Raw genomic sequence first — 26,438 nt, 5'->3', positions numbered from 1 at the left:
GACCCGCCGGTCACTTCGGCAGTTCGGCCCGCCGCACCCCCGGCGCGCACAGGGCGACGACCCCGCCGAGGCCGCAGACGGCGGCGCTGACCGCGAAGACCGGGCCGGTGCCCCAGACGCCGATGGCGGCGGCGGACAGGGGCATGCTCAGCGGGGCGATCCCCAGGCTGACGATCCCGGAGACCGCCGTGACACGCCCCAGGAGGGCGGGGGCGGACTGGGTCTGGAGCAGGGCTCCGCACAGCGCGCCGCTGAGCCCGGCGAGCAGGCCGATGAGCAGCGCCGTCCCGACGGCCACGGGAAGGGCGGGCGCCTGTGCCAGCCCGCCGATCGCGGCGGCGCCGGGGACGAGGGCGCCGGCGACGACGTACCCGGCGTGCGGCAGGCGTCCCCGGACGGTCAGCAGGAGGGCCGCCGTCCCCGCGCCCACCCCGAAGCCGGCGAGTACCCAGCCCATGCCGGAGGCGCCCCAGCCGCGTTCGTCGGCGAGCAGGGTCAGGCCGATGTTGAGCGGGCCGACGAAGCCGAGGTCGCCGAGGGCGATGACCAGCATCAGCGGCCCGAGGACGCGGTGGCGGCGGATGTACGCGAGTCCGTCCCGCAGGTCCCGCCACGCGGTGCCGTCCGCAACGGCCGCCGAGTCGTCCGGGGGCAGGTCGCGCATCCGTACGGAGACCAGCAGCGGTACGGACACGGCGATCAGCAGACCGGCGCAGGCGAAGGCCGCCGCCGCGCCGCCGGTCGCCACGCCGAGGCCGCCGAGCGGGGCGCCCACGACGGAGGCGAAGCGGATGGCGAGGCCGCGCATGCCCTGGACGCGGGCGAGCTGGTCCTTGCCCGTGATGCGCGCGGGCAGTGCCCCGACGGCGGGCAGGAAGAGGGCGTCCACCGCGCCGAAGACCAGGGCGAGCAGGGCGAGGAGCCACAGTCCGGGGTCGGTCGCGAAGAGCAGCGCGGCCACCAGGAGGACCGCCGCGCACCGTACGGTGTCGCTGCCGATGACGACCCTGCGCGGTCCCAGCCGGTCGACGACCACTCCCCCGCCGAGCATGAGCAGCGCACGCGGCACCGCGCTCACGGCCGTGACGATCCCGGCCTCGGCGGGGCTGCCCTGCCGCACGGCGGCCCAGGACAGCGCGAGGAAGAAGACGCTGTCCCCGAGCATGGACGCGGTGTAGGCGGCGACCCACCGCAGGACGTTGGCGTCGCGGTGGGCGGGGCGGCCGGTGACGGCGGCCCGGGGTATCAGCGTGTCCGGCACGGCCGGGGCCGCCTCAGACACGGAACGGGAATCCGTACACGTGCAGCGCGACGTTCTCGCGTCCCTCCGCGTCGCCCGCGGCTTCCGCGGCCCGGCCCCGCTCCTCGTACTTCTTCGCCAGTGCGAGCAGTTCCGCGCCCAGTTCGCTCAGGTCGGCGGGGGTGAGCCGGAGCAGGGACTCGTTGTCGGGGGCGGCGGAGTTCCACTCGGGGCCCCAGGCGGGGCGTTCGTCGAGGTAGCGGCGGTACATGTCGGCGCGCTGTTCGTGGAAGAGCCGGGTCGCCGCGAGGTGGGCGGCGGCCCGCTCGGGTGCGTCGCGGAAGTTCTCGTCGCGGATGCTCACCCCGTCCGACGCGGGCTGCCACCACCGCTCCCTGCCGTCCGGGCTCTGCGGATCGGCCTGCTCGACCAGCCCGTGCTCGGCCAGTTTGCGCAGGTGGTAGCTGACCAGCGAGACGGCCTCGTCCACCTGCCCGGCGAGCTGCGACGCGGTCGCCGTGCGCGCCACGCACAGCCCACGGTAGAGCTGCATGCGCAAGGGGTGGGCAAGGGCTTTGAGGGTCCCCAGGTCGGTGATGGACCGGCTTTCCCGACTCGGCATGCCCACAGGCTAGATTACGAAAGAAAACTTGCGCAATGTTTGTTGCGCAAGTCCACTCCCACCTCTCGGTTCTGCTACCGGACGGGGTGTCCCGCCTCGCGCAGCGTGCTCTTGACCTCGCCGATCCGCAGGTCGCCGAAGTGGAAGACGGACGCCGCCAGGACCGCGTCCGCGCCCGCCGCGACGGCCGGGGGGAAGTCGGTGAGGCGGCCCGCGCCGCCGGAGGCGATCACCGGGACGGTCACGTGCTTGCGGACGGCCTCGATCATCTCCAGGTCGTAGCCGTCCTTCGTGCCGTCCGCGTCCATCGAGTTGAGCAGGATCTCCCCCGCGCCCAGCTCGGCCGCCCGGTGCGCCCACTCCACCGCGTCGGCACCGGTGCCGCGCCGGCCGCCGTGGGTGGTCACCTCGAAGGTGCCCGCCCCGGTGCGGCGCGCGTCGACCGACAGGACGAGGACCTGCCGGCCGAACCGCTCGGCGATCTCGCGGATCAGGTCGGGACGGGCGATGGCGGCCGTGTTCACGCCCACCTTGTCCGCACCGGCCCGCAGCAGCTTGTCGACGTCCTCGGCGGTGCGCACGCCGCCGCCGACGGTCAGCGGGATGAACACCTGCTCGGCGGTGCGGCGCACCACGTCGTAGGTCGTCTCGCGGTTGCCCGACGAGGCGGTGATGTCCAGGAACGTCAGCTCGTCGGCGCCCTCGGTGTCGTACACCTTGGCCATCTCGACGGGGTCGCCCGCGTCGCGCAGGTTCTGGAAGTTGACGCCCTTGACGACCCGGCCGTTGTCCACGTCCAGGCAGGGGATGACTCGGACCGCCAGGGTCATGAATCCACGGCTCCTCTAGCTCGCAAGGCCTCTTACCGCTCTCTGAATGCTTCCAGTTCCACCGACACCAGGACCCGGGAGTCGATGAAGCCCTCCACGACCAGCAGGGTCGTGGCCGGGCGGACCGCGTGGAACAGCTCCTTGTGGGCCCGGCCCACCTCGTCGACGTCCCGCGAGTGGGCCAGGTACACCCGGGTGCGGATCACGGACGAGATGTCCAGCCCGAACTCGCCGATCGCGTCGACGGCGGTGGCGAAGGCCACCCTGGTCTGTTCGTACGGGTCGCCGTCGCCGTACAGCATGTCGCCCTTGAAGGCGGTGGTGCCCGCCACGATGACACGGTCGCCCGCCGCCACGGCCCGTGCGAAACCGAAGGACTCCTCCCAGGGACTTCCGCTCTGCACACGCCGTACGGCTTCGGATGTCATGTGGACACAGCCTCCAGGGCCTCTTCCAGGGTGAACGCCTTCGCGTACAGGGCCTTCCCGACGATGGCCCCCTCGACACCGGCCGGGACGAGTCCGGCGATCGCGCGCAGGTCGTCCAGGGACGACACGCCGCCGGACGCCACGACCGGGCGGTCGGTCGCCGCGCAGACGTTCTTCAGGAGGTCCAGGTTGGGGCCCTGAAGGGTGCCGTCCTTGGCGATGTCGGTGACGACGTAGCGGGCGCAGCCCTCCTTGTCCAGGCGGTCCAGCGTCTCGTAGAGGTCGCCGCCGTCCCGGGTCCAGCCGCGGCCGCGCAGCGTCGTGCCCCGTACGTCGAGACCGACCGCGATCTTGTCGCCGTGCTCGGCGATGACCTCGGCGACCCACTCGGGGGTCTCCAGGGCGGCGGTGCCGAGGTTCACCCGGGTGCAGCCGGTGGCGAGGGCGGCGGCGAGGGTGTCGTCGTCGCGGATACCCCCGGACAGCTCCACCCTGATGTCCATCGCCTTCGCGACCTCGGCGATCAGCGCGCGGTTGTCCCCGGTGCCGAACGCCGCGTCCAGGTCGACCAGGTGCAGCCACTCGGCGCCGGAGCGCTGCCAGGCGAGGGCGGCCTGGAGCGGGGAGCCGTAGGAGGTCTCGGTGCCGGACTCGCCGTGCACGAGGCGCACGGCCTGGCCGTCGCGGACGTCGACGGCGGGGAGGAGTTCGAGCTTGCTCATCGCTACAGGGTCTCGATCCAGTTGGTGAGGAGCTGGGCTCCGGCGTCGCCGGACTTCTCGGGGTGGAACTGGGTGGCCCACAGGGCGCCGTTCTCCACGGCGGCCACGAACGGCCTGCCGTGCGTGGACCAGGTGACCCTGGGGGCGGCGATCAGCGGGTTGTGCGACTCGTGGGTCCAGTCGTGGACGGCGTAGGAGTGCACGAAGTAGAAACGGGCGTCCGCGTCCAGGCCGGCGAAGAGCTGGGAGTCGGCCGGCGCCTCGACCGTGTTCCAGCCCATGTGGGGCACCACGTCGGCCTCGAGCGGTCCGACCGTGCCGGGCCACTCGTCCAGGCCCTCGGCCTGGACACCGTGCTCGATGCCGCGCGCGAAGAGGATCTGCATGCCGACGCAGATGCCCATGACCGGGCGCCCGCCCGACAGCCGGCGGTCGACGATCCAGTCGCCGCGGGCCGCCTTGAGGCCGTCCATGCAGGCGGCGAAGGCGCCGACGCCGGGCACCAGCAGCCCGTCGGCGTTCATCGCCTTGTCGTAGTCACGGGTGATCTCGACGTCGGCGCCCGCGCGCGCGAGGGCACGCTCGGCGGAACGGACGTTGCCGAAGCCGTAGTCGAAGACGACGACCCGCTTGGCCGCGGAGGTCGCGCCGGTCAATTCCACACCTCCAGCCTCAGGACGCCCGCGAACAGACACATCGCGGCGCCGATGGAGAGCAGCACGATCAGGCCCTTGGGCATCTGCTGCCTGACGAAGGAGTAGATGCCGCCGAGGAAGAACAGGCCGACGACGATCAGTGCGGTGGACGTACCGTTCATGGTTACAGCGCGCCCTTCGTGGAAGGCAGGATGCCGGCCGCGCGCGGGTCGCGCTCCGAGGCGTAACGCAGGGCCCGGGCCAGCGCCTTGAACTGGCACTCCACGATGTGGTGCGCGTTGCGCCCGTACGGCACGTGCACGTGCAGCGCGACCTGCGCCTGGGCGACGAAGGACTCCAGGATGTGCCGGGTCATGGTCACGTCGTACTCGCCGATCATCGGCGCCATGCTCTCGGGCTCGGTGTGCACGAGGTAGGGGCGGCCGGAGAGGTCGACGGTGACCTGGGCGAGGGACTCGTCCAGCGGGACCGTGCAGTTGCCGAAGCGGTGGATGCCCACCTTGTCGCCGAGGGCCTGCCGGAAGGCGGCGCCCAGCGCGAGGGCGGTGTCCTCGATGGTGTGGTGGGAGTCGATGTGCAGGTCGCCGTCGGTCTTCACGGTCAGGTCGAACAGACCGTGCCGGCCGAGCTGGTCGAGCATGTGGTCGTAGAAGCCGACGCCGGTGGCGATGTCGGTCTTGCCGGTGCCGTCGAGGTCGATCTCGACGAGGACCGAGGTCTCCTTGGTCGTGCGCTCCACGCGTCCCACGCGGCTCATGTGTTCTGCTCCTTCTTGACTTCGCGTACCGCGTCGAGGAACGCGTCGTTCTCCTCCGGGGTGCCGGCGGTGACCCGAAGCCACCCCGGTACGCCGTTGTCCCGGACCAGCACGCCCCGGTCGAGGATCCTGCGCCAGGCCGTGTGGGAGTCCGCGAACCGCCCGAACTGGACGAAGTTCGCGTCGGACTCGGTCACCTCGTAGCCGATGGCGCGCAGTTCGGCGACCAGCCGGTCCCGCTCGGCCTTCAGCTGCTCGACGTACTTCAGCAGCGTGTCCGTGTGCTCCAGGGCGGCCAGCGCGGTCGCCTGGGTGACGGCCGACAGGTGGTACGGCAGCCGCACGAGCTGTACGGCGTCGACGACGGCCGGGTGCGCGGCGAGGTAGCCGAGGCGCAGGCCCGCCGCGCCGAACGCCTTCGACATGGTGCGGGAGATGACGAGGTTCGGACGGCCGTCCAGCAGCGGCAGCAGCGAGGCGCCGTGGCTGAACTCGATGTACGCCTCGTCCACGACGACCATCGAGGGCTTCGCGGCCTGTGCGGCCTCGTAGAGGGCGAGGACCGTCTCGGCCGGGACCGCGTTGCCCGTGGGGTTGTTGGGGGTGGTGACGAAGACGACGTCCGGGCGGTGCTCGGCGATCACCCGCCCGGCGGCGGGCACGTCGATCGTGAAGTCCTCGTGGCGCGGCCCGGAGATCCAGTCCGTGCCGGTGCCGCGTGCGATGAGGCCGTGCATCGAGTACGACGGCTCGAAGCCGATCGCGGTGCGGCCCGGCCCGCCGAAGGTCTGCAGCAGCTGCTGGATGACCTCGTTGGAGCCGTTGGCCGCCCACACGTTGCTCACGTCCAGCCGGTGGCCGGAGGTGTTCGTCAGGTACTCGGCCAGCCCGGTGCGCAGCTCGACCGCGTCCCGGTCCGGGTAGCGGTTGAGGTCGCGGGCGGCCTCGCGGACCCGCTCGGTGATCCGCTCGACCAGCGCGTCGGGCAGCGGGTAGGGGTTCTCGTTGGTGTTCAGCCGTACCGGCACGTCCAGCTGGGGCGCGCCGTAGGGGGACTTGCCGCGCAGCTCGTCCCGTACGGGGAGGTCGTCGATTCCGAACGTCACTTGCTCTGGGGCACCTTCCACTCGAACCGCGCCTTGATCGCCGCGCCGTGGGCGGGCAGGTCCTCCGCCTCCGCCAGCGTCACCACGTGGTGGGCGACCTCGGCGAGCGCGTCGCGCGTGTAGTCGACGATGTGGATGCCGCGCAGGAAGGACTGCACGGACAGGCCCGAGGAGTGGCAGGCGCAGCCGCCGGTGGGCAGGACGTGGTTGGACCCGGCCGCGTAGTCGCCGAGCGAGACGGGCGCCCAGGGGCCGACGAAGACCGCGCCGGCGTTCTTGACGCGGTCGGCCACGGCGGCGGCGTCGGCGGTCTGGATCTCCAGGTGCTCCGCGCCGTAGGCGTCGACGACGCGCAGGCCCTCGTCCAGGCCGTCGACGAGCACGATCGCGGACTGGCGGCCGGCGAGCGCCGGGCGGATCCGGTCCTCGACGTGCTTGGTCGCCTCGACCTGCGGACGCAGCTCCTTCTCCACGGCGTCCGCGAGTTCCACGGAGTCGGTGACCAGGACGGCGGCGGCCAGCGGGTCGTGCTCGGCCTGGCTGATCAGGTCGGCGGCGACGTGCACCGGGTCGGCGGTGGCGTCGGCGAGGACCGCGATCTCGGTCGGGCCGGCCTCGGCGTCGATGCCGATCCTTCCGGTGAAGAAGCGCTTGGCGGCGGCGACCCAGATGTTGCCGGGGCCGGTGACCATGTTGGCGGGCGGGCAGGACTCGGTGCCGTACGCGAACATGGCGACCGCGGTGGCGCCGCCTGCCGCGTACACCTCGTCCACGCCGAGCAGGGCGCAGGCGGCCAGGATGGTGGGGTGCGGGATCCCGCCGAACTCGGCCTGCGCGGGTGAGGCGAGCGCGACGGAGCCGACCCCGGCCTCCTGCGCGGGCACCACGTTCATGATCACGGACGACGGGTAGACCGACCGGCCGCCGGGCACGTAGAGCCCGACCCGCTCGACGGGCACCCACTTCTCGGTGACCGCGCCGCCCGGGACGACCTGCGTGGTGCGGGTGGCGCGGCGCTGCTCGCGGTGGACGAGGCGGGCGCGGCGGATGGACTCCTCGAGCGCGGCACGCACGGCCGGGTCGAGACCCTCCAGCGCGCGGGTCAGCTCCGCGGCCGGGACGCGCACCCGGTCGAGCCGGACGCCGTCGAACTGCTCGGTGAAGTCGATCAGCGCCGCGTCGCCACGATGATGCACGGCCTCGCAGATCGGACGCACCTTCTCCAGGGCGACCGAGACGTCGAAGTCGGCTCGGGGCAGCAGGTCGCGCAGGGCGGGGCCCTCGGGGAGGGCGTCGCCGCGCAGATCGATTCGGGAGATCACGGAACCAATTCTCTCAGACCCGCGTCGGGCACGGTCCGCGCGTATCAATGGCTGATACAGAACGCCGCGGGCTCTCGCACCCCAGGGTCAACTCGCGCGATCGATGCTCACTTTGAGTGTTCGGTGTGTCACTCAGCGGGCATGAACGGTTGTACGAAGGGTGAGCGACCGACGAGTAGTCGAGGAAGGAGGGAAGCACCGTGACCGAGGGGGCCGGCCATCGTGACGGAGAGCTGCCGGACGACCTGACCGCCGCCGAGGCCGGCATGTGGCAGGCCTTCCGCAACGGCAGTGTGTACGACCTGCGCAGCGGCGACGCGCTCGTCGACGACCCGCACGGCGGGCATCCGTGGGGGGCGGAGCGGAGTGTGCGGGCCCGCATCGTGTGCTGGCTGCTTCTCGACGGTCCGCCGGCGCTCGCGGGCCGGGTGTCCTCGCTGCAGCTCGTGGGCGTGCGGATCAGCGACACGATGGATCTGGCCGGCGGCACGGTGGTGCCCTACGTGGAGCTGCGGGGCTGCCGCTTCGAGCGGGAGGTCCTGCTGCCGGAGGCCCGCTTCGCGACGGTACGGCTGGTGGACTGCTCGGTGCCGCGGCTGGAGGCGGCCCGGCTGCACACCGAGGGCGACCTGCACCTGCCGCGCTCCCGCTTCCCGGGCGGCATCCGGCTCACGGACGCGCAGATAGGCACCGACCTGCTGCTCAACCAGGCGATCGTGCACCGGGACCGCAGCGGGCGCTCCATCGCGGCGGACGGCATGACGGTCGGACAGGACCTCCAGGCCGAGATGCTGGAGTCGCACGGCGAGGTGAGTCTGCGCAGCGCCCAGGTCGGCGTCTCGCTGAGCCTGCGCGGCGCCCGGCTCCTCAACCCGGACGGGCGGCACGCGCTGAACGCCCCGCAGCTGACGGTGGAGCGCACGCTGTACCTGACCCCGGCGGGGCTGGGCAGCCCGCTGCTGCGGGGCACCACTCCCGCCCAGGGCACCCGCGTCCAGCGCTTCGAGTGCGAGGGCGGGGTGCGCCTTGACGACGGGCGGTTCGGCGACGCCCTCGACCTCGAACACGCCCGGTTCACCTTCACCGACGACCAGGAGCTGTCGCTGCGCCGGGTGCAGACGCCCGAGCTGCGCTTCCTGGGCGAGCGGCCGGCGCGCGGGCGGGTGGTGCTGTCGGGGGCGCGGGTGGTCAACCTGATGGACCGGGCGGACAGCTGGCCGGGCCCCGGCCGGCTGCACATGGGCGGCTTCTGCTACGAGAACCTGGTGCCGCGCGGGCCGTTCCCGCTGGAGAAGCGGCTGCGGTGGGTGGGCGCCGCGACCGCCGAGTACCACCCGGAGCCGTACGAGCGCCTCGCCGCCGTGCTGCGGGCCGGTGGGGAGGACGAGGACGCCCGCGAGGTCCTGCTCGCCAAACACCGGCGACGCCGCGAGAGCCAACCGCTCGCGGCGAAGCTGGTGGGGTACGCGCAGGACTGGACGGTCGCCTACGGCTACCGGCCGGGGCGGGCCGCGGTGTGGATGGCGGTCCTGTGGGCGGCCGGTTCCCTCGCCTTCGCCCGCGCCGGCCCGTCCCCGCTCAAGAGCGGCGAACACCCGGACTGGAATCCCGCCCTCTTCGCCCTCGACCTCCTCCTCCCGGTGATCGACCTGGGCCAGGCCGGCTCCTGGCAGCTCCACGACGGCTGGCAGTGGCTGGCAACGGCCCTGGTCCTGCTGGGCTGGGTCCTGGCCACGACAGTGGCGGCGGGCGCGACCCGCCTCCTCCGCCGAAGCTGACCCCTGCGGGCTCGGCGGGGCTCCTCTCTCCCACACGGCGGCACCGCCTCCCGACCACATGTCCCGGCGGGACGGTTCGGCGCCCGGCCGGGGCGGCGCGCCACCTGCCCGGGAGAGCGCGGCGCCGCCCGGGAGCGGCACGACTCGCTCGGTGCCTGCCCGGCGGGGCCTTGACCGAGCCTCCCCCGGCCCCTCCCAGTGCCGCCGGCCGCGGGAAGGCCCGCCGCGGCCGCCCGCACCCGACGACGCGTGCCGCACGGGTGGCGCGGACGCGCGCACAACCGGCCGAAGGCGAGGCCGAGGTCGCACAACCATCCCGAACCCTCGACCGTCGTACTGGCCATGCTGCGCGCGTTTCTGCGGACCGCCGCCCGGGTCCGCTCCCGGCCGCCACGGCCCGCCCCGGACGACGACGTGCTCCTCGACGCCCCCGACGACCGCCTCGCCCCCGCCCTCGTCGCCGCCGCCCGCGGCGAGCACGGTCCCGCCGCCGGCCTCCTCGCCGGCACCCGCGCGAGCGCCGCATGGGACCACCGCGACCGCTACGCGACCCGGCTCGCCGCCTTCGCCCGCTCCCGTTCCGAGTGGCTCGACGACTGGCGTGCCACCGCCCCGGACGACCCCGACGCCCTGCTCGTCGCGGCCCGCCTGTCGGTCCACCGCCGCTGGGACTCACCGGCCCGCACCGAACTCCTGCGCCAGGTGATCCCCACGGTCGTCACCGCCGCCGAGGCCGCCGGTGCCGACCCGGTGCCGTGGCGTACCGCGCTGGACGCCGCGCGGGGCGCACGCGCCGGACACGCCGAGTTCGAGCGGCTGTGGGAGCAGGCGGTCCGCCGCTCCGCGCACCACCACGGCTGTCACGTCGCCGCCCTCGACTATCTGGCCGCCGCCTCGCCCGACGCGCACGGCGAGTGCCTCGACTTCGCGGAGACGGCAGCTCAGGACGCCCCCGTGGACGCGCTCGTACGGGCACTGCCCCTGCGCGCCGCCTTCACCTGCCTGACGACCGCCGCCGGCGCCACCGGCGCCGCGACCGCCGTACGCCCGCACCGCCCCCGCCTGGACGCCGCGGCCGACCGTGCGATCGCCCTCTCGGCGGCGCACCCGGCCGCCGACCCGTGGGCGGCGGAGCTGCGGAACCTGCTGGTGTACGTCCTCGTACGCCTGGAACGCCACCGGGACGCGGCGGAGCAACTGCGGCTGACCGGCCCGTACGTCACGTCCTTCCCGTGGGACCGGCACACGGACGACCCCCTCGGCCGCTTCCTCCGGGTGCGGGCGGACGTCCGTGCGCGGGTGGCCTTCGCGTCCGGTACGACGGGCCCCGGGCGGCCACGGAACGGGCACGGCGGACGCGTCGGCCCCGGCGACCATTAGGCTTCTGCGTCGTGACCACCGTCCGGCTCCCCCTCTTCCCCCTGAACTCCGTCCTGTTCCCGGGGCTGGTGCTCCCGCTCAACATCTTCGAGGAGCGCTATCGCGCCATGATGCGCGAGTTGCTGAAGACCCCCGAGGACGGACCGCGCCGGTTCGCCGTCGTGGCGATCCGTGACGGCCACGAGGTGGCCCAGAGCGCCCCCGGGCTGCCCGATCCGACCGCGACCCCGGAACGCGGGCCGGCGGCCGGGTTCGGGACCGACCCGGCCAAGGCGTTCCACAAGGTGGGCTGCATCGCGGACGCGGCGACGATCCGTGAGCGGGCCGACGGCACCTTCGAGGTGCTCGCCACCGGCACCAACCGGGTGCGCCTGGCCTCAGTGGAGGCCTCCGGCCCCTTCCTGACGGCCGAGCTGGAACCGCTGCCCGAGGAGCCCGGCGACGAGGCGGGCGCGCTGGCCGAGGGCGTGCTGCGGTCCTTCCGGCAGTACCAGAAGCGGCTGGCGGGGGCCCGTGAACGGTCGCTGGCGACCGGCGCCGACCTGCCGGACGAGCCGGGCGTGGTCTCCTACCTGGTCGCCGCCGCGATGATGCTGGACACGCCGACGAAGCAGCGTCTGCTCCAGGCCCCGGACACCGCCTCGCGCCTGCGGGACGAGCTGAAACTCCTTCGCTCCGAGACCTCCATCATCCGTACGCTGCCCTCCCTGCCGGCGTCGGAACTGACGCGCGGCCCGACGAGTCTCAACTGAGGTACCGCGCGCATGGCGAAGAAACCCGGCAAGGGGAAGAAGCAGCAGTCCGGCGGGACGCCCGCGACGGTGGCGCTCACGGCGGCCGGGGTGACGTACACGCTCCACGCGTACGAGCACGACCCGGCCCACCCGTCCTACGGCGAGGAGGCGGCCGAGGCGATGGGCGTCTCCCCGGCGCGGGTGTTCAAGACGCTGGTGGCGGACGTCGACGGCGCCCTGACGGTCGCGGTCGTGCCGGTGGCGGGTCAGCTGGATCTCAAGGCGCTGGCGGCCGCGGTGGGCGGCAAGCGCGCGGCGATGGCCGACCCGGCTCTGGCCGAGCGCGCCACGGGCTATGTGCGGGGCGGTATCTCCCCGCTGGGCCAGCGCAAAAGGCTCGCCACGGTCCTGGACGCGTCGGCGTCGGGCCACGCCACGATCTGCGTCTCGGCCGGCCGCCGCGGTCTCGAGGTCGAACTCTCCCCCGACGACCTCGCCACGCTCACGGGCGCGGTCCTGGCCCCGGTGGGGCGCGCCTGACCCGCTGCGGGCGACTCGTTCCCGGCCGATCGGACAGGACAGGTCGAAGCGGACGCCCGAACGCCGGTGGCGCACCGGAAAAAGGGCGGGGCGCAGCACGCCGCCGCCCGGTCCAGGCCCGATGCCACCGACTTCGCGGCCTTCCAGAGCCCTCCGGTGAGGACATCGGCCCGCGAGTGAGGACACTGTCACAGGTCAAAGGCTCGCGCGCCGTTGAGTCAGTGGTGTTCCGTCTGGGCCGGCCCGTCCCCGTACGGCGCCGACGGATACCGCGGCGCCGGCCAGGGGTCGGCCTCCGGGTCCCGGGGCCCGAACAGCCCGGTCAGGCCCAGATGGACCACCAGCGCCCCGAACGGCCAGGCCAGCAGCGCACCCTTCGCCCCCAGCTTCAGCGGCGCCGGGAACGTGACCCCCTTGCCCACCTCCTTGGCGTGCGCGATCACGTCCTGCGCGGGCCCGAGCCACACCCCGAGCCGCCACGCCAGCAGCGACCCGAGCAGCCCGCCGACGCCCAGGGCCACCACGAGCGGCACGCCGCCGCGCCGCCGCAGCAGGAAGACCACGACCGCGCTGAGCGCCCCGAACGCCAGCGCGAGCAGCGTGAACGTTCCGTCGACGCCGATCGCCTGCTCGCCCTCGGAGTCCTTGAGGTAGACGACCCAGCTGTCGTCGACCAGACCGCCGACCAGCGGCACACTCGGTGCCAGCTTCCACCACAGCACGCCCAGCAGCGCACCGGAGAGCGCGACCGCCACCACGGTCGCGGCGGCCTGCCGCACTTCGGTCAACATCCCGGGGCCGTCCTGTTCGCCGTAAGGGTCGTAAGGGGCGCCGGGCGCGGCCCCCAGCGCGTGCGCACCGACGGGCGGCGGCACCGGCCCGCCCCGGTACGACGGGCGTTCGTTCGGCGGCGGTGGCGGAGTCAAGGGTGCGGTCACCTCGCCATCGTGCCAAACCCGCCTGTGCGGCGCGTCACCGGACGGCGGCCCGGCGGTACGCCCAGGTGGCCACGGCCAGCGAGACCACACCTACCGCGGCGCACACCGCGAGGTCGCCGAGGACGAAGCCCCAGTCGGGCTCCCGGCCGAACGTGCGCGCGAAGGCCTCCACGCCGTACGTGGAAGGCAGCAGGTCCCGGGCCAGGCGGACCACCTGCGGCATCCGCTCGGGCGGCAGCACGCCCAGCAGCAGCGCCGCCGACATGCCGAGCTGGCCCAGCAGAGTGGCGAACTCGGGCCGGGGGGCGAGCAGCCCCAGCGCCGCGCCCAGTCCTGCGAGTGCGGCGCCCGCCAGCGGGATCACGGCCACCAGCACCCACAGATGGGTCATCGGCAGCCCGAACAGCAGGCAGCCGAAGACCGCCGTCACCACGGTCCCGGGCACGGTGAAGGACGCGTACGCGCCCGCCGCGCCCAGCACCACCGCCGCGGGCGGCACCGGCAGCGTCGCGTAGTGGTCGAGGCCGCCGCTCGCGCGCAGCTGGCCGAAGTACTGCGCGAGGAGGTTCAGCGCGACGAAGGCCACGACGAGCACTGCCGCCCCGGCGACCACGGCCCGCGCCTCGCCGCCGCCGTCCACGACGCCGCGCATCAGGACCATGATGCCGATCGACTGGAAGGTCGCCACGAACAGCAGAGGGATGCGCGCGACCCGCGCCCGGGACAGCTGCGCCCGGTACACGGCCACCAGGGCGGGCCACAGCCGCGCCCGGGGCCCCAGCTCGGCCGGGCCGGCCACGGGCTGCTCCTCGACGGCCAGGGCTGCGCCCGGCACGGCGTCGGCGGGTACCACACTCACGTCGTGCTGCTCCCCTTCGCTGGGGTCGTTCGAAGCGGTCGCCCTGAAGGGTACGGACGCGGCGGCCGGTGTTCTCACCACGCGCGTGTTCAAGCCCTCACCAGCCCCTGCCGTGCGGCGCCGCCCAGCGCCAGGTACACGTCCTCCAGGCTGGGCGTGGCCAGGATGAAGTCGTCCAGTGCGGCGAAGGCGGCGCCGCCGGTGACGGTGGCGACGACCGCGCGGGCCTCCTCGGGGGCGAGCCGCAGGGTCCAGCGGCGCCCCGACTCGACGGCGCGGTCGCGCAGGGCGGCGACCTCCGGGACGTTCAGCGGCGCGCTCTCGCGCCAGACCAGGTCGACGCGGACCTCTCCGGCAACCTTCTCCTTGAGCCCGGAGGGCGTGTCGCAGGCGATCACGCGTCCCCGGTCGAGGACGGCGACCCGGTCGAGGACTGTCTCGGCCTCGATGACGTTGTGGGTGACGAGCAGCACGGTGGTGCCGTGTCCGGCGCGCCGCCGGTCGACGGCCGACCACACGGCGCGCCGGGCCACCGGGTCCATGCCGGTGGTCGGCTCGTCCAGGACGAGCAGCGGGCGCGCGCCCACCAGGACGGCGGCGAAACAGGCGAGGCGGCGCTGGCCGCCGGAGAGCTTCTTGATCGGACGGGCGGCGAGGCCCGTCAGGCCCAGCTCCTCGAGGACGGCGTCCCGCTCGGCGCGCGCCCGCCGCACCTCCAGTCCGCGCAGCCGCCCGGTGGTCTCGGCGGCGAGCGACACGGTCAGCTCGTCCAGGGCGCTGGACTCCTGCCCCAGATAGGCGAGGATCCGCGCGGCCCGCTCCGGATGGCGCACGATGTCGTGCCCGAGGATCTCCACACTGCCGCTGTCGGGCCGCATCAGCCCGGTGAGCTGGCGCACGAGGGTGGACTTGCCGGCACCGTTCGGTCCGAGCAGCCCGAAGATCTCACCGCGGCGGATGTCCAGGGTCACGTCGTCGGTGGCCCGTACCTCGGGTGTGGCGGGAACACCGCGCCTGCCGCGCAGGGCCGGATAGGTCTTGGTCAGCGCGCGCACCGCACACACGGCATCGCCACCGGGCCGAGGTGCCTGTGCCGCGCGCGTACTCACAAGGCACGAGACTACGGGGTCGGTCCCCCGGCCCCGCTCCCGGGTCCGCCCATAAGTGTCGATTCAGCCGGAGCGGGCAGGGGGCGGGCAAGGTGGCGCGCCAAGGGCGTGCCGGCGGTGCCTCACTCCGCCGCGGGGGCGCGTTCGGTCGCCGTCCGCACGTCGATCTCCCGCCAGAACCCGGCCCGGATGGCGTACCGGTCGTGCTCGTCGATCTGGTCGTCCTTGTGCGCGAGCAGCCCGAAGCGGGCCGCGTAGCGCAGCAGCTCGCCGTCGACGCGGTGCGGGACGCGCGGGTACATCCCGGACAGTTTCTGCAGGTGGCCCTGGTCCCCGAGACGTTCCAGCCAGCGGCGGGCGAAGACCTGCCCGACCTCGTACGGGTCGCCGCCGACCGTGGTGATGTCCTCCTCGCGGTCGGCCCAGCGCTGCTCGGCCGTGGTGAGCTGGGCCAGGGTCGGCATGGAGGCGGCTTCGGACGGCTCGGCGGCGGTCCGGTCGACCCAGCCCTTGTCGGAGGACCAGCGCAGGGTGGCGCTCGTCGGCTGCTGCGGGGCGGGGTGGGCGCCGGGGGCGCGCAGGGCGGCGAGGTCCTTGGGGGTGGGGACGCCCTTGGCGGGCGGTACGCGCTCCTCGGCGCCGTTGCGCCCCGCGCCGGCCGTGGTGGGGTGCTCGGGCTCCTCGGCGGGCCGCTGGACGGCGGCGGGGAGGGCGGACTCGGGCAGCGGCGCGGAGAGGATCGCGGCGATCTCGGGCCGGGGCACGGGCGGCGGCGCGCAGACACCGCCGAGCTCCTTGGCGCGTACGGCCTTCGTGATCCACGTACGGTCGAGGACGCGTCGTTCGTCGGCCTCGGCGACCAGGTCCTCGGACTGGTTGTAGTCGCCGTCGGCGGCCTGCACGGCCCACAGGTGGACGGCGACGCCGTGTTCCTTGGCGGCCATCATGCCCGGCAGCAGGTCGCCGTCGCCGGTCACCAGGACGACGTCGGAGCAGGCGCGGTTGCGGGCCAGCTCGGTCAGTTCGGCGTGCATGGCGGCGTCCACGCCCTTCTGCGCCCAGCGTCCGTCACTGCGCGTGAGGGCGCCGAGCCGGACGGTGACCCGCGGCAGCACGCGCAACCGCCGGTGTTCGGGCTGCGGGACGCGGTCGGGGGCGCCGTCGAACCAGTAGATGCGCAGCAGGGGCTGCTGCGTGTCGGACTCGGCGCGGTCGCGCAACCCCTGGATGAGGGCGGCGTGATCGACGGTGATGCGCGAACGTGAGGGCTCTCCGGCCAGGAGACTCGCGGCGGCCCCCAGCAGATACCCGGCGTCCACCAGGACGATGCAGCGGTCCACGCGATCCACCCTCTTTCCGGGAGGTTTGCTTCGGGCTTGCTTCGAGTCTGCCCGACCACGCAGAGGTTAACGGCCCGAACTCGATCTTCGGCGTGGCGTTTCGGCGCCCCGCGGCCCGTCGGACCGCGTCACGGACGGTAATTGCTCGATATGCGTTCTTTGTCGGCCTATGTGAATCTGACATCGGTCCTGGTCCCCAGATCCCCCTCAGGAGGCAGATCACCATGGCCAAGAACAAGAACAACCGTGATCGTAAGCAGCCCCAGGCCGAGCGCTCCCCGCAGGCCGCCGAGTCGGCGGTGCTGGACCGCGAGGAGCAGCACTCCCCGCAGCTGACGACGCCCGGCGACGCGGCATCCCGCAAGCGGCAGAAGCGCTTCGGCCACAACTGACATCCGCGCACCGGGCCGTCGCGGCCCGCGCGGACGCGAGGGGCGCACCCGGCAACCGGTGCGCCCCTCGTGCGTTCCGCGATCCGGAGGTTCCGCTCAGCCCGCCAGGCAGGACGGCCCGAGCAGCACCTTCAGGTCGCCGAACAGGGCCGGGTCGGGCTTCACCCGGTGCCGGTCCAGGCGCAGCACCGTCGTCCTCGTCGGCCCCTGGAGCCTGATCCGCACCTCGCTGTCGCCCCGGTGGTGGGTGAGGATCTCACCGAGCCTGCTGACCATCGGCGGGGTGACGCGGGTCGCCGGGATGGTGAGGACGACGGGCGCGTTGGCGCCCGCGTTGGACAGGTCGGGAATCATCAGCTCCATCGCGACCAGCCGGGGCACGTCCTCCCGCTTGTCGAGGCGCCCCTTGACGAACACCACGGCGTCCTCGACCAGTTGCGTGGACACCAGCTGGTACGTCGCCGGGAAGAACATGCACTCAAGGGAGCCGGCGAGGTCCTCGACGGTGGCGATGGCCCAGGCGTTGCCCTGCTTGGTCATCTTGCGCTGGAGTCCCGAGATGATGCCGCCGATGGTGACGACCGCGCCGTCGCCGAAGTCACCGCCGGTGAGCTGGGAGATCCCCGCGTCGGCCTTGTCCGACAGCACGTGTTCCAGGCCGAAGAGCGGGTGGTCGGAGACGTAGAGACCGAGCATCTCCCGCTCCTGGGCGAGGAGATAGGTCTTGTCCCACTCGTCCTCGCCGAAGACGACGTCGAGTCCGAAGCCGGGCTCGTCGCTCTGCTCCTCGCCCATGCCGCCGAAGAGGTCGAACTGCCCCTCGGCCTCCTTGCGCTTGACCGCGACCACGTTGTCGATCATCGGTTCGTACTGCGCGGTGAGGCCCTTGCGGGTGTGCCCCATCTCGTCGAAGGCACCGGCCTTGATCAGCGACTCCGTCGTCCGCTTGTTGCAGACGACCGCCTCCACCTTGTCCAGGTAGTCGGGGAAGGACGCGTACTTCCCCTTGGCCTTGCGGCACTTGATGATCGACTCGACGACGTTGGTGCCGACGTTGCGGACGGCGGAGAGGCCGAAGAGGATCACGTCGTCGCCCTGCGCGGCGAAGTTCGACATGGACTCGTTGACGTTGGGCGGCAGCACCTTGATGCCCATCCGCCGGCACTCGTTCAGGTAGACGGCCGACTTGTCCTTGTCGTCCTTGACCGAGGTGAGCAGGGCGGCCATGTACTCGGCCGGGTAGTTCGCCTTCAGGTATCCGGTCCAGTACGAGACCAGCCCGTACGCGGCCGAGTGCGCCTTGTTGAAGGCGTAGCCGGCGAAGGGGACCAGCACGTCCCACAGGGCCTGGATGGCCTCGTCGCTGTAGCCGTTCTTCCTGGCCCCGGCCTGGAAGAGGACGAAGTTCTTCGCCAGTTCGTCGGGCTTCTTCTTGCCCATCACGCGGCGCAGGATGTCGGCCTCGCCGAGCGAGTAGCCCGCGATGATCTGGGCGGCCTTCTGCACCTGCTCCTGGTAGACGATCAGGCCGTGGGTGACCGCGAGGACCTCCTGGAGGGGCTCCTCCAGCTCCTTGTGGATCGGGGTGATCTCCTGCAGGCCGTTCTTGCGCAGCGCGTAGTTGGTGTGCGAGTCCATGCCCATGGGGCCGGGGCGGTAGAGCGCGGAGACGGCGGAGATGTCCTCGAAGTTGTCGGGCTTCATCAGCCGCAGCAGGGAGCGCATCGGCCCGCCGTCGAACTGGAAGACGCCGAGCGTGTCGCCGCGCTGCAGCAGTTCGAAGGTCGTGGGGTCGTCCAGCGGCAGCGACAGCAGGTCGAGGTCGACGCCCTTGTTGGACTTCACCATCTTGACGGCGTCGTCCATGATCGTGAGGTTGCGCAGGCCGAGGAAGTCCATCTTCAGCAGGCCCAGCGACTCGCACTGCGGGTAGTCCCACTGCGTGATGGTCACGCCGTCGGTGTGCCGCACCCAGATCGGGGCGTGGTCGACGATGGGCTCGCTGGACATGATCACGCCGGCGGCGTGCACGCCCATCTGCCTCACCAGGCCCTCGACGCCCTTGGCGGTGTCGATGACCTTCTTCACGTCCGGCTCGTTCTCGTACATCGCGCGGATCTCGCCGGCCTCGCTGTAGCGCGGGTGCGTGGGGTCCGTGATGCCGTTGAGGTCGATGCCCTTGCCGAGGACGTCGGCGGGCATGGCCTTGGTCAGCCGGTCGCCCATCGCGTACGGGTAGCCCAGCACGCGCGCGGAGTCCTTGATGGCGTTCTTCGCCTTGATCTTGCCGTAGGTGCCGATCATGGCGACCTTGTCGGCGCCGTACTTCTCGGTCACGTACCTGATCACCTCGACGCGCCTGCGCTCGTCGAAGTCGATGTCGACGTCGGGCATGGAGACGCGCTCGGGGTTGAGGAACCGCTCGAAGATCAGGCCGTGCGGGATGGGGTCGAGGTCGGTGATGCCCATCGCGTACGCCACGATCGAACCGGCCGCGGAGCCTCGGCCGGGACCGACCGCGATGCCCTGGTTCTTGGCCCACATGATGAAGTCGGCGACCACCAGGAAGTAGCCCGGGAACCCCATCTGGATGATGACGTCCATCTCGTACTCGGCCTGCCTCTGCCGGTCCTCGGGGACACCGCCGGGGAAGCGGCGCGCCATGCCGCGCCGGACCTCCTCCTGGAACCAGGTGACCTCGGTGAAGCCGTCGGGGATGTCGAACCTCGGCATGAGGTCGCGCTTCTCGAACATGCCGGTGGTGTCGATCATCTCGGCGATCAGGCGCGTGTTGGCGCAGCCCTCCTGCCAGGCGTCGGAGGAGTCGATGGCGTACATCTCGTCCGTGGACTTCAGGTAGTAGCCGGTGCCGTCGAAGCGGAAGCGGTCCGGGTCGGAGAGGTTCTTGCCGGTCTGGATGCACAGCAGGGCGTCGTGGGCGGTCGCCTCGTGCGCGTAGGTGTAGTGCGAGTCGTTGGTGACCAGCGGCGGGATGCCGAGCTTCCGGCCGACCTCCAGGAGGCCGTCGCGGACCCGGTGCTCGATGTCGATGCCGTGGTCCATCAGCTCCAGGAAGTACCGGTCCTTGCCGAAGATGTCCTGGTAGTCGGCGGCCGCCTTCAGGGCCTCGTCGAAGTGGCCCAGACGCAGCCGGGTCTGCACCTCGCCGGAGGGGCAGCCGGTGGACGCCACGATCCCCTCGGACCACTGGCTGATGGTCTCCTTGTCCATCCGGGGCCACTTCTGCAGCCAGCCCTCGGCGTACGCGTCGGAGGAGAGGCGGAAGAGGTTGTGCAGGCCGGTGCTGTCGGTCGCCCACATGGTCTTGTGGGTGTAGCCACCCGAGCCGGAGACGTCGTCCCGCTTCTGGTGCGGCTGGCCCCACTGGATCTTCCGCTTGTTGCGGCGGGACTCGGGGGCGACGTACGCCTCGATCCCGATGATCGGCGTGACTCCGGCCTGCTTCGCGGAGTGGAAGAAGTCGTACGCCCCGTGCAGATTGCCGTGGTCGGACATGGCGATGTGCGTCATGTCCATCTCGTTGCAGGCGTTGAACATGTCCTTGAGCCGCGCGGCACCGTCCAGCAGCGAGTACTGGGTGTGGACGTGCAGGTGCGTGAACGGCGGCTTGGACACGTGCGGCCTCCTGGGAGAACTGCGGGGCGACTGGCTGCGGTCAGTCCGGGGTCAGCGTCGAAGTCTATGCCTCGCCACTGACACTCCGAGGCCCACCACGCGTACCTTCTGGGGCGGGCACTCCCGCACCCCTTCGCACGTTGGCCCGAGTGGAGATCCGCTCCAGTCGTCAGGCACCACCCGCACCAGGAGGCACCAGGCATGTCGGTCCCGCAGCTCAACGAGGAGCACCGCGGCGAGGAGATCCTCGCCGTCTTCGACACCGCCTTCGGCCGGCTGCTGGCCGCGGATCCCGCGGCGTTCCGCGTGAAGTTCCGCAAGATGGCGGCCTCGGCCTTCGCGTTCTACCGCGGCACCGCCGGCCTCTTTTACCGCGATCTGACCGAGGACCCGGAGTTCGGTGATCAGCCCGGCGGCGCGTACCTGGACGAGCGGACCTCCCGGGTGTGGATCCACGGCGACCTCCACGCGGAGAACTTCGGCACGTACATGGACTCCACCGGCCGGCTGATCTTCAACGTCAACGACTTCGACGAGGCGTACGTCGGCCCCTTCACCTGGGACCTCAAGCGCTTCGCCGCCTCCGTCGCGCTGATCGGGTACGCGAAGGCGCTCAGCGACGAGCAGATCACCGAGCTGGTGGGGGTGTACGCGGGCGCGTACCGCGAGCGGATCCACGCGCTGGCCACCGGCGCCAAGAGCGACGAGGTGCCGCCCTTCACGCTGGACACCGCGGAGGGCCCGCTGCTGGGCGCGCTGCGGGTCGCCCGCTCGCTGACCCGCTTCGGGCTGCTCGACTCGATGACCGAGATCCGTGACTTCGAGCGCCGCTTCGCCCCCGGCGGCGGCTCCGTCGAGCTGGACGCCGCCACGCGCTACAAGGTGCTCGCGGCCTTCGACGGCTACCTGGAGACGCTCCCCGAGTCCTCCCTGGCCCGTCCGGACTCCTACCGCGTGAAGGACGTCGTCGGCCGCCGGGGCATCGGCATCGGCTCGGCCGGTCTGCCCTCGTACAACATCCTGCTGGAGGGCAACAGCGACGCCCTGGAGAACGACGTCGTGATCTACATCAAGCAGGCCCAGACCCCGGCGGTCTCCCGGCACGTCACCGACCAGGCGATCCGGGACTACTTCCAGCACGAGGGCCACCGCACGGTGATCTCCCAGCGCGCCCTCCAGGCGCACGCCGACCCGTGGCTGGGCTGGACCGAGCTGGACGGCGCCGGGCAGCTGGTCGCCGAGGTCTCGCCGTACGCCGTCGACCTGGACTGGGACGACATCGACGACCCCGAGGAGATCGCCGAGGTCGTCGCCGACCTGGGCCGGGCCACCGCCACCATGCACGCGGCGGCCGACGACCAGTCCGGGGAGTCCCTGGTGCCGTTCTCCACCGAGCGGGCCATCGACGCGGCGATCGCGGCCGACGAGGAGGGCTTCGCGCCCCTGCTGGTCGACTTCGCGCACCGGTACGGCGCACGCGCGCGTGCCGATCACCAGACCTTCGTCGACCTGTTCCGCAACGGCCGGATTCCGGGCCTGTAGCGGTCGGCTCCCACCGTCGGCATTCTCACAGGAACCTTTTAGGGGTCCCTTACCGGACCCCGTGACACACTCTTCTACTGCTATGGACATATCCGGGACCACGCTCAGAGCCGTCCGCGCGGCGCTGTTCACGGCACTCGCCGTGACCCTCAGCACCGCGTCGCACGTGCTGCTGTCCGGGGTGCCGCTGCCGCTGAGCACGGTGGCCGCGGTCGCCGCCGCCGTGTTCCTGATCGCGTACGCCCTGGCCGGGCGCCGCGAGCGCGGCTTCGGGCGGATCGCCGCCCTGCTGATCCCGCTGGAGCTGGCCGCCGACACGGTCTTCACCACCGGCCAGCACGTCTGCTACGGCCGGGCGGGCGGCCCGGTCGCGGGCCCGCTGCGCTCCGTCGGCTTCGACGTGCTGTGCGGCGACGGGACCGGCATCCACGCCGGCGTGACCGCGCCGCTGACCCGGGTGACGGGGGCCGAGACCGACCGGATGGCGTCCGTGCTGGCCCAGGCCGATCCGGGCACCGCCTGGCTGCTGCTGGCCGCGCACGTCGGGGTCGGGCTGCTCGCGGCGGCCTGGCTGCGGCGCGGCGAGCGGGCGCTGGCCCAGCTGCTCGGCGCGGTGGCCGCGACCACCTTCCGACCGCTGCTGCTGGCCGTCGCGGCCGTGGGCGTGCGCCGCGCCCCGGCGGTGCGCCGCCCGGCGCTTCCGGCCCGCCGCACCGCGGGCGCCCGCGAGCGGATCCTCACGCACTCCCTCGGACGCCGCGGACCGCCCTGCCCGGTGGTCGCCCTCGGGTGACCCGTCACCGAGCGGCACCGAGCACGGCAGTCCCCCATACGTACGTCCGCACCCCCGTGTGCGCGTCCCCGGAGAGATCATCATGAGCAAGCGGAACAGTCAGACGGCGAAGACGGCGGCCCGTGAGCGCCTGCGCCAGGAGCGCGAGCGCCAGGCCAAGCGCGACAAGGCCAGGCGGCAGGTCATCGTCGTCGCCTCCATCGTCGGCGTTCTGGCGGCGGCCGGCGGCATCGGCTACGCGATCACCCAGGCCAACAAGCCCTCGGGCTGGGAGGCCGCGAGGAAGAGCCGGCTCGTGAAGCCGGCCAACACCTCGGGCGAGAACGGCACGACGGTCGTCATCGGCAAGGACAGCGCCGAGAAGACCCTCGTCATGTACGAGGACCCGCGCTGCCCGGCATGCGCGCAGTTCGAACAGACCCTCGGCTCGACAGTCCACAAGGACGTCGAGGACGGCAAGTACAAGCTTCAGTACGTCGGCGCGACCTTCATCGACGACAACATCCCCGGGGAAGGCTCCAAGAACGCCCTGAGCGCGATGGGCGCTGCCCTGGACGTGAGCCCCGAAGCGTTCCTGGACTTCAAGACGGCGCTCTACTCGACGAAGTACCACCCCACGGAGACCGACGACAAGTTCAAGAACGACGACTACCTGATCGAGGTGGCGGACACGGTCGACGCCCTGAAGGGCAACAAGGCGTTCCAGAAGGCCGTGAAGGACGGCACCTACGACAAGTGGGCGCTGCTGATGGACGACAAGTTCGACGCGGACGGCAAGAAGTACGACTTCGGCGGTACGCCGACGCTGCTCATGGACGGCGAGAAGGTCACGGGGAGCGACGGCAAGAGCGCACCCGGGACCGTTGAGGACTACACGAAGGCGATCGACGCGGCGCTGAAGGGCTGAGAAGACCGAGGACGCGCGCTCCCAGGAGGACGTGTCCCCTCAGGAAGGAGGCTGCTGAGGGGACACGGTGGCCCCACTGCGGCGCTCGCGGGTTCCTGGTCGAGGCGCGGGTACTTGCCGTGACGCCGGGTGCGCGCCGACGCGGCCTGCGCCGGACGGTCGCCGTGCTGTCGGAGGACGGACGGGCCCGGCGTCTGCGTCGCAGTGCCACCGGCAGGAGCGGGCGGTGCGGTTCGGACCGCGGTACGAGCGAGCCGTCCGGTCTCCGGGGCACACGGGTGAGACGGAGCCGGCACGGCGGGGCGCCGACGACGGACCCCGTCCGGGGGGAACGGCCGGGACGCGCGGGATCGGGCTCCCGCCGCGCCGTCCGCGCGCTTGCGTGGTTCAGGGCACGACGACGGCGAGCTGCCACGAAGAGCCGGTGAACTTTTGCCCGTTCGCCTGCTCCGCGGTCGTACCCATCAGTAATCTGATCGTCCGTGACCAGTCGACACAGATCCCCAGAGAGCACCCGCCCGGCCGACCCCCGCGCCCCGAGCCGCCGTACGGTCGTCAAGGCCGCGGCGGCCGGCGCCGTGCTGGCCGCCCCGCTCGCCGCCGCCCCGCCCGCCGGCGCGGCCGACCCGGCCCCCGCCTTCCTCCACGGCGTCGCCTCCGGCGACCCCCTGCCCGACGGCATCCTGCTGTGGACCCGGGTGACGCCGGTGCCCGAGGCCATACCCGGCTCCGGGGCCGGCCCGGACACCGAGGTGAGCTGGATCCTCGCCACGGACACGGCGCTCACGAACATCGTCGCCAAGGGCTCCGTCACCGCGACGGCCGACGCGGACCACACCGTCAAGGCGGACGTCCGGGGTCTCGCCCCCGCCACGGACTACTGGTACCGCTTCTCCGCGGGCCCCACCGACTCACCCGTCGCCCGCACCCGCACCGCCCCCGCGGCCGACGCGGCCGTCACGGGCCTGCGCTTCGGCGTCGTCTCCTGCGCCAACTGGGAGGCCGGGTACTTCTCCCCGTACCGCCACCTCGCGGCCCGCGGCGACCTGGACGCCTGGCTGCACCTGGGCGACTACATCTACGAGTACGGCACCGGCGAGTACGGCACCCGCGACACCGTCGTACGGCCGCACGCGCCGGCCCACGAGATCCTCACCCTCGCCGACTACCGGATACGGCACGGCCGTTACAAGACCGACCCCGACCTGCGGGCGCTGCACGCCACGGCGCCGGTGGTGGCGATCTGGGACGACCACGAGATCGCCAACGACGCCTGGTCCGGGGGCGCCGAGAACCACACCGAGGGCACCGAGGGGAGCTGGGCAGCACGTCAGAGCGCCGCCAAGCGGGCCTACTTCGAGTGGATGCCGGTGCGGCCGGCGATCGCCGGCACCACCTACCGGCGGCTGCGGTTCGGCAAGCTCGTCGACCTGTCGCTGCTCGACCTGCGCTCCTTCCGTTCGCAGCAGGTGGCGCTCGGCGAGGGCGAGGTCGACGACCCGGACCGCACCGTCACCGGCCGCGCCCAGCTCGACTGGCTCAAGGCGGGCCTCAAGGCCTCCGACGCCACCTGGCGGCTGGTCGGCAACCCGGTGATGATCTCGCCGTTCGCGGTCGGCTCGCTCCCCGCCGCGCTGCTCGGGCCGCTCGCCGAGCTGCTCGGGCTGCCGAAGGAGGGCCTCGCCCTCAACACCGACCAGTGGGACGGCTACACCGACGACCGCCGCGAACTGCTGGCCCACCTGCGCGCGAACGCGGTCCGCAACACGGTGTTCCTCACCGGCGACATCCACATGGCGTGGGCCAACGACGTGCCGTACAACGCCGGCACGTACCCGCTGTCCGCCTCGGCGGCCACGGAGTTCGTCGTCACCTCGGTGACCTCCGACAACCTCGACGACATCGTGAAGGTCCCCGAGGGCACCGTCTCGGCGATCGCGGCACCGGTCGTCCGGGCCGCGAACCGGCACGTCCACTGGGTCGACACCGACCGGCACGGCTACGGCGTGCTGGACGTCACCGCGGACCGGGCCCAGATGGACTACTACGTCGTCTCCGACCGCACCGACCCGGGCGCCACGTCCTCCTGGGCCCGCTCCTACCGCACGCGCAGCGGCACCCAGCGCGTCGAGCGCGTCTACGCGCCGGTCTGAGGGGTCTGGGCGTCCCCCAGCGATTCGAGGAAGCCGAGCGCCACCCGCCAGGTGGCCTCGGCCGCCTCCGCGTCGTAGTCCGGCAGCTCGGGGTCGGTGTAGAGGTGGCCGGCCCCCGCGTATCTGTGCACCTCCACGTCGGCCCCGATCCGGCCCATCTGGAGATACCAGGCGCTGAGCCAGTCGTCCGTCTCGAAGGGGTCGGGCTCGGCCACGTGCAGCTGGACCGGCAGGTCGTCGACCGAGGCGTTGGGCGCGAGGTCGGAGGTGCCGTGCAGGAGCAGCAGTCCGCGCGCCCGGTGGTCGCCGAGGGCGAGGGTCTGGGCGATGGAGGCGCCGAGCGAGAACCCGGCGTACACCAGTCCCCGCTCGGAATACGGGGCGGCGGCCAGCACGGCCCGCTTCAGCAGCTCCTCCCGGCCGATCCCGTCCTGATGGGCCATGCCCTCCTCGACCGTGTCGAAGGTGCGGCCCTCATAGAGGTCCGGGGTCCACACCTGGTGCCCGGCGTGGCGCAGCCGGTCGGCGGCCTGCCGCACCGCGGGCCTCGGGCCGAGGGTCGAGTGAAAGAGCACGATGTTCATGAGGCCATGGTGCCAGCCGGGTGTGACGACGCGGCACGCGGCGATACCCGGGGCAGGACATAAGTCACAG

Annotated in this window: 25 protein-coding genes; 9 read left to right on the top strand and 16 right to left on the bottom strand. The window is 72.5% G+C overall.

Going from position 1 to position 26,438, the window contains the following annotated elements; translation table 11 throughout:
* Positions 1-10: 10 nt before the first annotated feature.
* From ACGFYH_RS02940 to hisD, 10 genes are all read right to left on the bottom strand, one after another.
* Positions 11-1,282: an MFS transporter gene (locus tag ACGFYH_RS02940; RefSeq protein WP_393801345.1), complete on the bottom strand. Its 1,272-nt coding sequence runs from the start codon at positions 1,280-1,282 to the stop codon at positions 11-13.
* A complete protein-coding gene (locus ACGFYH_RS02935; RefSeq protein ID WP_393801344.1) occupies positions 1,275-1,862 on the bottom strand; it encodes an ArsR/SmtB family transcription factor in 588 nt (195 codons plus the stop codon). The genes ACGFYH_RS02940 and ACGFYH_RS02935 overlap by 8 nt, the downstream gene beginning before the upstream one ends.
* A gap of 74 nt (positions 1,863-1,936) precedes the next feature.
* Positions 1,937-2,692 (bottom strand): imidazole glycerol phosphate synthase subunit HisF, encoded by a 756-nt coding sequence (hisF, locus tag ACGFYH_RS02930; RefSeq protein WP_393801343.1) that lies wholly within the window; start codon positions 2,690-2,692, stop codon positions 1,937-1,939.
* A 32-nt stretch (positions 2,693-2,724) separates the two neighbouring features.
* Positions 2,725-3,120, bottom strand: coding sequence for a RidA family protein (locus ACGFYH_RS02925; protein WP_393801342.1), 396 nt, complete (start codon positions 3,118-3,120; stop codon positions 2,725-2,727).
* Positions 3,117-3,842, bottom strand: a complete 726-nt coding sequence (gene priA / locus ACGFYH_RS02920; RefSeq protein WP_393801341.1) for a bifunctional 1-(5-phosphoribosyl)-5-((5-phosphoribosylamino)methylideneamino)imidazole-4-carboxamide isomerase/phosphoribosylanthranilate isomerase PriA — start codon at positions 3,840-3,842, stop codon at positions 3,117-3,119. The genes ACGFYH_RS02925 and priA overlap by 4 nt, the downstream gene beginning before the upstream one ends.
* A gap of 2 nt (positions 3,843-3,844) precedes the next feature.
* The gene (gene hisH / locus ACGFYH_RS02915) at positions 3,845-4,498 is read right to left on the bottom strand and encodes an imidazole glycerol phosphate synthase subunit HisH (RefSeq protein ID WP_393801340.1); all 654 of its coding nucleotides are present in this window, start codon (positions 4,496-4,498) and stop codon (positions 3,845-3,847) included.
* On the bottom strand, positions 4,495-4,659 hold the full coding sequence (locus ACGFYH_RS02910; protein WP_393801339.1) for a hypothetical protein: 165 nt from the start codon (positions 4,657-4,659) through the stop codon (positions 4,495-4,497). The genes hisH and ACGFYH_RS02910 overlap by 4 nt, the downstream gene beginning before the upstream one ends.
* 2 nt (positions 4,660-4,661) lie before the next feature.
* The gene (gene hisB, locus ACGFYH_RS02905; RefSeq protein WP_393801338.1) at positions 4,662-5,255 is read right to left on the bottom strand and encodes an imidazoleglycerol-phosphate dehydratase HisB; all 594 of its coding nucleotides are present in this window, start codon (positions 5,253-5,255) and stop codon (positions 4,662-4,664) included.
* A complete protein-coding gene (locus ACGFYH_RS02900; RefSeq protein WP_393801337.1) occupies positions 5,252-6,361 on the bottom strand; it encodes a histidinol-phosphate transaminase in 1,110 nt (369 codons plus the stop codon). The genes hisB and ACGFYH_RS02900 overlap by 4 nt, the downstream gene beginning before the upstream one ends.
* Positions 6,358-7,683 carry a histidinol dehydrogenase gene (gene hisD, locus ACGFYH_RS02895; RefSeq protein WP_393801336.1) on the bottom strand — a complete coding sequence of 442 codons (1,326 nt, stop codon included), beginning with the start codon at positions 7,681-7,683 and terminating at the stop codon, positions 6,358-6,360. The genes ACGFYH_RS02900 and hisD overlap by 4 nt, the downstream gene beginning before the upstream one ends.
* A 200-nt stretch (positions 7,684-7,883) precedes the next feature.
* Here hisD and ACGFYH_RS02890 point away from each other — a divergent pair, with 200 nt between their 5' ends.
* From ACGFYH_RS02890 to ybaK, 4 genes are all read left to right on the top strand, one after another.
* Positions 7,884-9,461 (top strand): oxidoreductase, encoded by a 1,578-nt coding sequence (locus ACGFYH_RS02890; RefSeq protein ID WP_393801335.1) that lies wholly within the window; start codon positions 7,884-7,886, stop codon positions 9,459-9,461.
* 342 nt (positions 9,462-9,803) lie between these two features.
* Entirely contained in the window at positions 9,804-10,841 is a 1,038-nt protein-coding gene (locus tag ACGFYH_RS02885) for a hypothetical protein (RefSeq protein ID WP_393801334.1), read from the top strand.
* Positions 10,842-10,852: 11 nt separating this feature from the next.
* The gene (locus ACGFYH_RS02880; protein WP_393801333.1) at positions 10,853-11,593 is read left to right on the top strand and encodes an LON peptidase substrate-binding domain-containing protein; all 741 of its coding nucleotides are present in this window, start codon (positions 10,853-10,855) and stop codon (positions 11,591-11,593) included.
* Between the two features lie 12 nt (positions 11,594-11,605).
* Entirely contained in the window at positions 11,606-12,115 is a 510-nt protein-coding gene (gene ybaK / locus ACGFYH_RS02875; RefSeq protein WP_393801332.1) for a Cys-tRNA(Pro) deacylase, read from the top strand.
* Positions 12,116-12,333: 218 nt separating this feature from the next.
* Here the strand turns inward: ybaK and ACGFYH_RS02870 are convergent, their stop codons facing one another.
* The 4 genes from ACGFYH_RS02870 to ACGFYH_RS02855 form a co-directional block, all read right to left on the bottom strand.
* Positions 12,334-13,053 carry an AAA family ATPase gene (locus tag ACGFYH_RS02870; RefSeq protein ID WP_393801331.1) on the bottom strand — a complete coding sequence of 240 codons (720 nt, stop codon included), beginning with the start codon at positions 13,051-13,053 and terminating at the stop codon, positions 12,334-12,336.
* 34 nt (positions 13,054-13,087) lie between these two features.
* Positions 13,088-13,912 (bottom strand): ABC transporter permease, encoded by an 825-nt coding sequence (locus ACGFYH_RS02865; RefSeq protein ID WP_393801330.1) that lies wholly within the window; start codon positions 13,910-13,912, stop codon positions 13,088-13,090.
* Positions 13,913-14,001: 89 nt separating this feature from the next.
* Positions 14,002-14,976 (bottom strand): ABC transporter ATP-binding protein, encoded by a 975-nt coding sequence (locus ACGFYH_RS02860; RefSeq protein ID WP_393801329.1) that lies wholly within the window; start codon positions 14,974-14,976, stop codon positions 14,002-14,004.
* A gap of 167 nt (positions 14,977-15,143) precedes the next feature.
* Positions 15,144-16,361, bottom strand: a complete 1,218-nt coding sequence (locus ACGFYH_RS02855) for an NYN domain-containing protein (protein WP_393801328.1) — start codon at positions 16,359-16,361, stop codon at positions 15,144-15,146.
* A gap of 224 nt (positions 16,362-16,585) precedes the next feature.
* Here ACGFYH_RS02855 and ACGFYH_RS02850 point away from each other — a divergent pair, with 224 nt between their 5' ends.
* A complete protein-coding gene (locus tag ACGFYH_RS02850; RefSeq protein ID WP_052841490.1) occupies positions 16,586-16,753 on the top strand; it encodes a hypothetical protein in 168 nt (55 codons plus the stop codon).
* A 96-nt stretch (positions 16,754-16,849) separates the two neighbouring features.
* Here ACGFYH_RS02850 and dnaE read toward each other — a convergent pair whose 3' ends face one another.
* On the bottom strand, positions 16,850-20,389 hold the full coding sequence (gene dnaE / locus ACGFYH_RS02845) for a DNA polymerase III subunit alpha (RefSeq protein ID WP_393801327.1): 3,540 nt from the start codon (positions 20,387-20,389) through the stop codon (positions 16,850-16,852).
* Positions 20,390-20,590: 201 nt separating this feature from the next.
* Here dnaE and ACGFYH_RS02840 point away from each other — a divergent pair, with 201 nt between their 5' ends.
* The 4 genes from ACGFYH_RS02840 to ACGFYH_RS02825 all read left to right on the top strand — a co-directional run bounded on the left by ACGFYH_RS02840 (position 20,591) and on the right by ACGFYH_RS02825 (position 25,784).
* The gene (locus ACGFYH_RS02840) at positions 20,591-21,931 is read left to right on the top strand and encodes a DUF2252 domain-containing protein (protein WP_393801326.1); all 1,341 of its coding nucleotides are present in this window, start codon (positions 20,591-20,593) and stop codon (positions 21,929-21,931) included.
* A gap of 82 nt (positions 21,932-22,013) precedes the next feature.
* Complete coding sequence (locus ACGFYH_RS02835) at positions 22,014-22,724, top strand: hypothetical protein (protein WP_393801325.1); 711 nt, start codon at positions 22,014-22,016, stop codon at positions 22,722-22,724.
* An 82-nt stretch (positions 22,725-22,806) separates the two neighbouring features.
* Positions 22,807-23,631 (top strand): thioredoxin domain-containing protein, encoded by an 825-nt coding sequence (locus ACGFYH_RS02830; protein WP_393801324.1) that lies wholly within the window; start codon positions 22,807-22,809, stop codon positions 23,629-23,631.
* A gap of 482 nt (positions 23,632-24,113) precedes the next feature.
* Positions 24,114-25,784, top strand: coding sequence for an alkaline phosphatase D family protein (locus tag ACGFYH_RS02825; protein ID WP_393801323.1), 1,671 nt, complete (start codon positions 24,114-24,116; stop codon positions 25,782-25,784).
* Here the strand turns inward: ACGFYH_RS02825 and ACGFYH_RS02820 are convergent.
* Complete coding sequence (locus ACGFYH_RS02820; protein ID WP_393801520.1) at positions 25,769-26,413, bottom strand: dienelactone hydrolase family protein; 645 nt, start codon at positions 26,411-26,413, stop codon at positions 25,769-25,771. The genes ACGFYH_RS02825 and ACGFYH_RS02820 overlap by 16 nt on opposite strands.
* Positions 26,414-26,438: the final 25 nt, after the last annotated feature.

The organism is Streptomyces sp. NPDC048392 (assembly GCF_043200575.1).
Taxonomy (GTDB): domain Bacteria; phylum Actinomycetota; class Actinomycetes; order Streptomycetales; family Streptomycetaceae; genus Streptomyces.
This window is presented reverse-complemented; position numbering and strand designations above follow the sequence as displayed.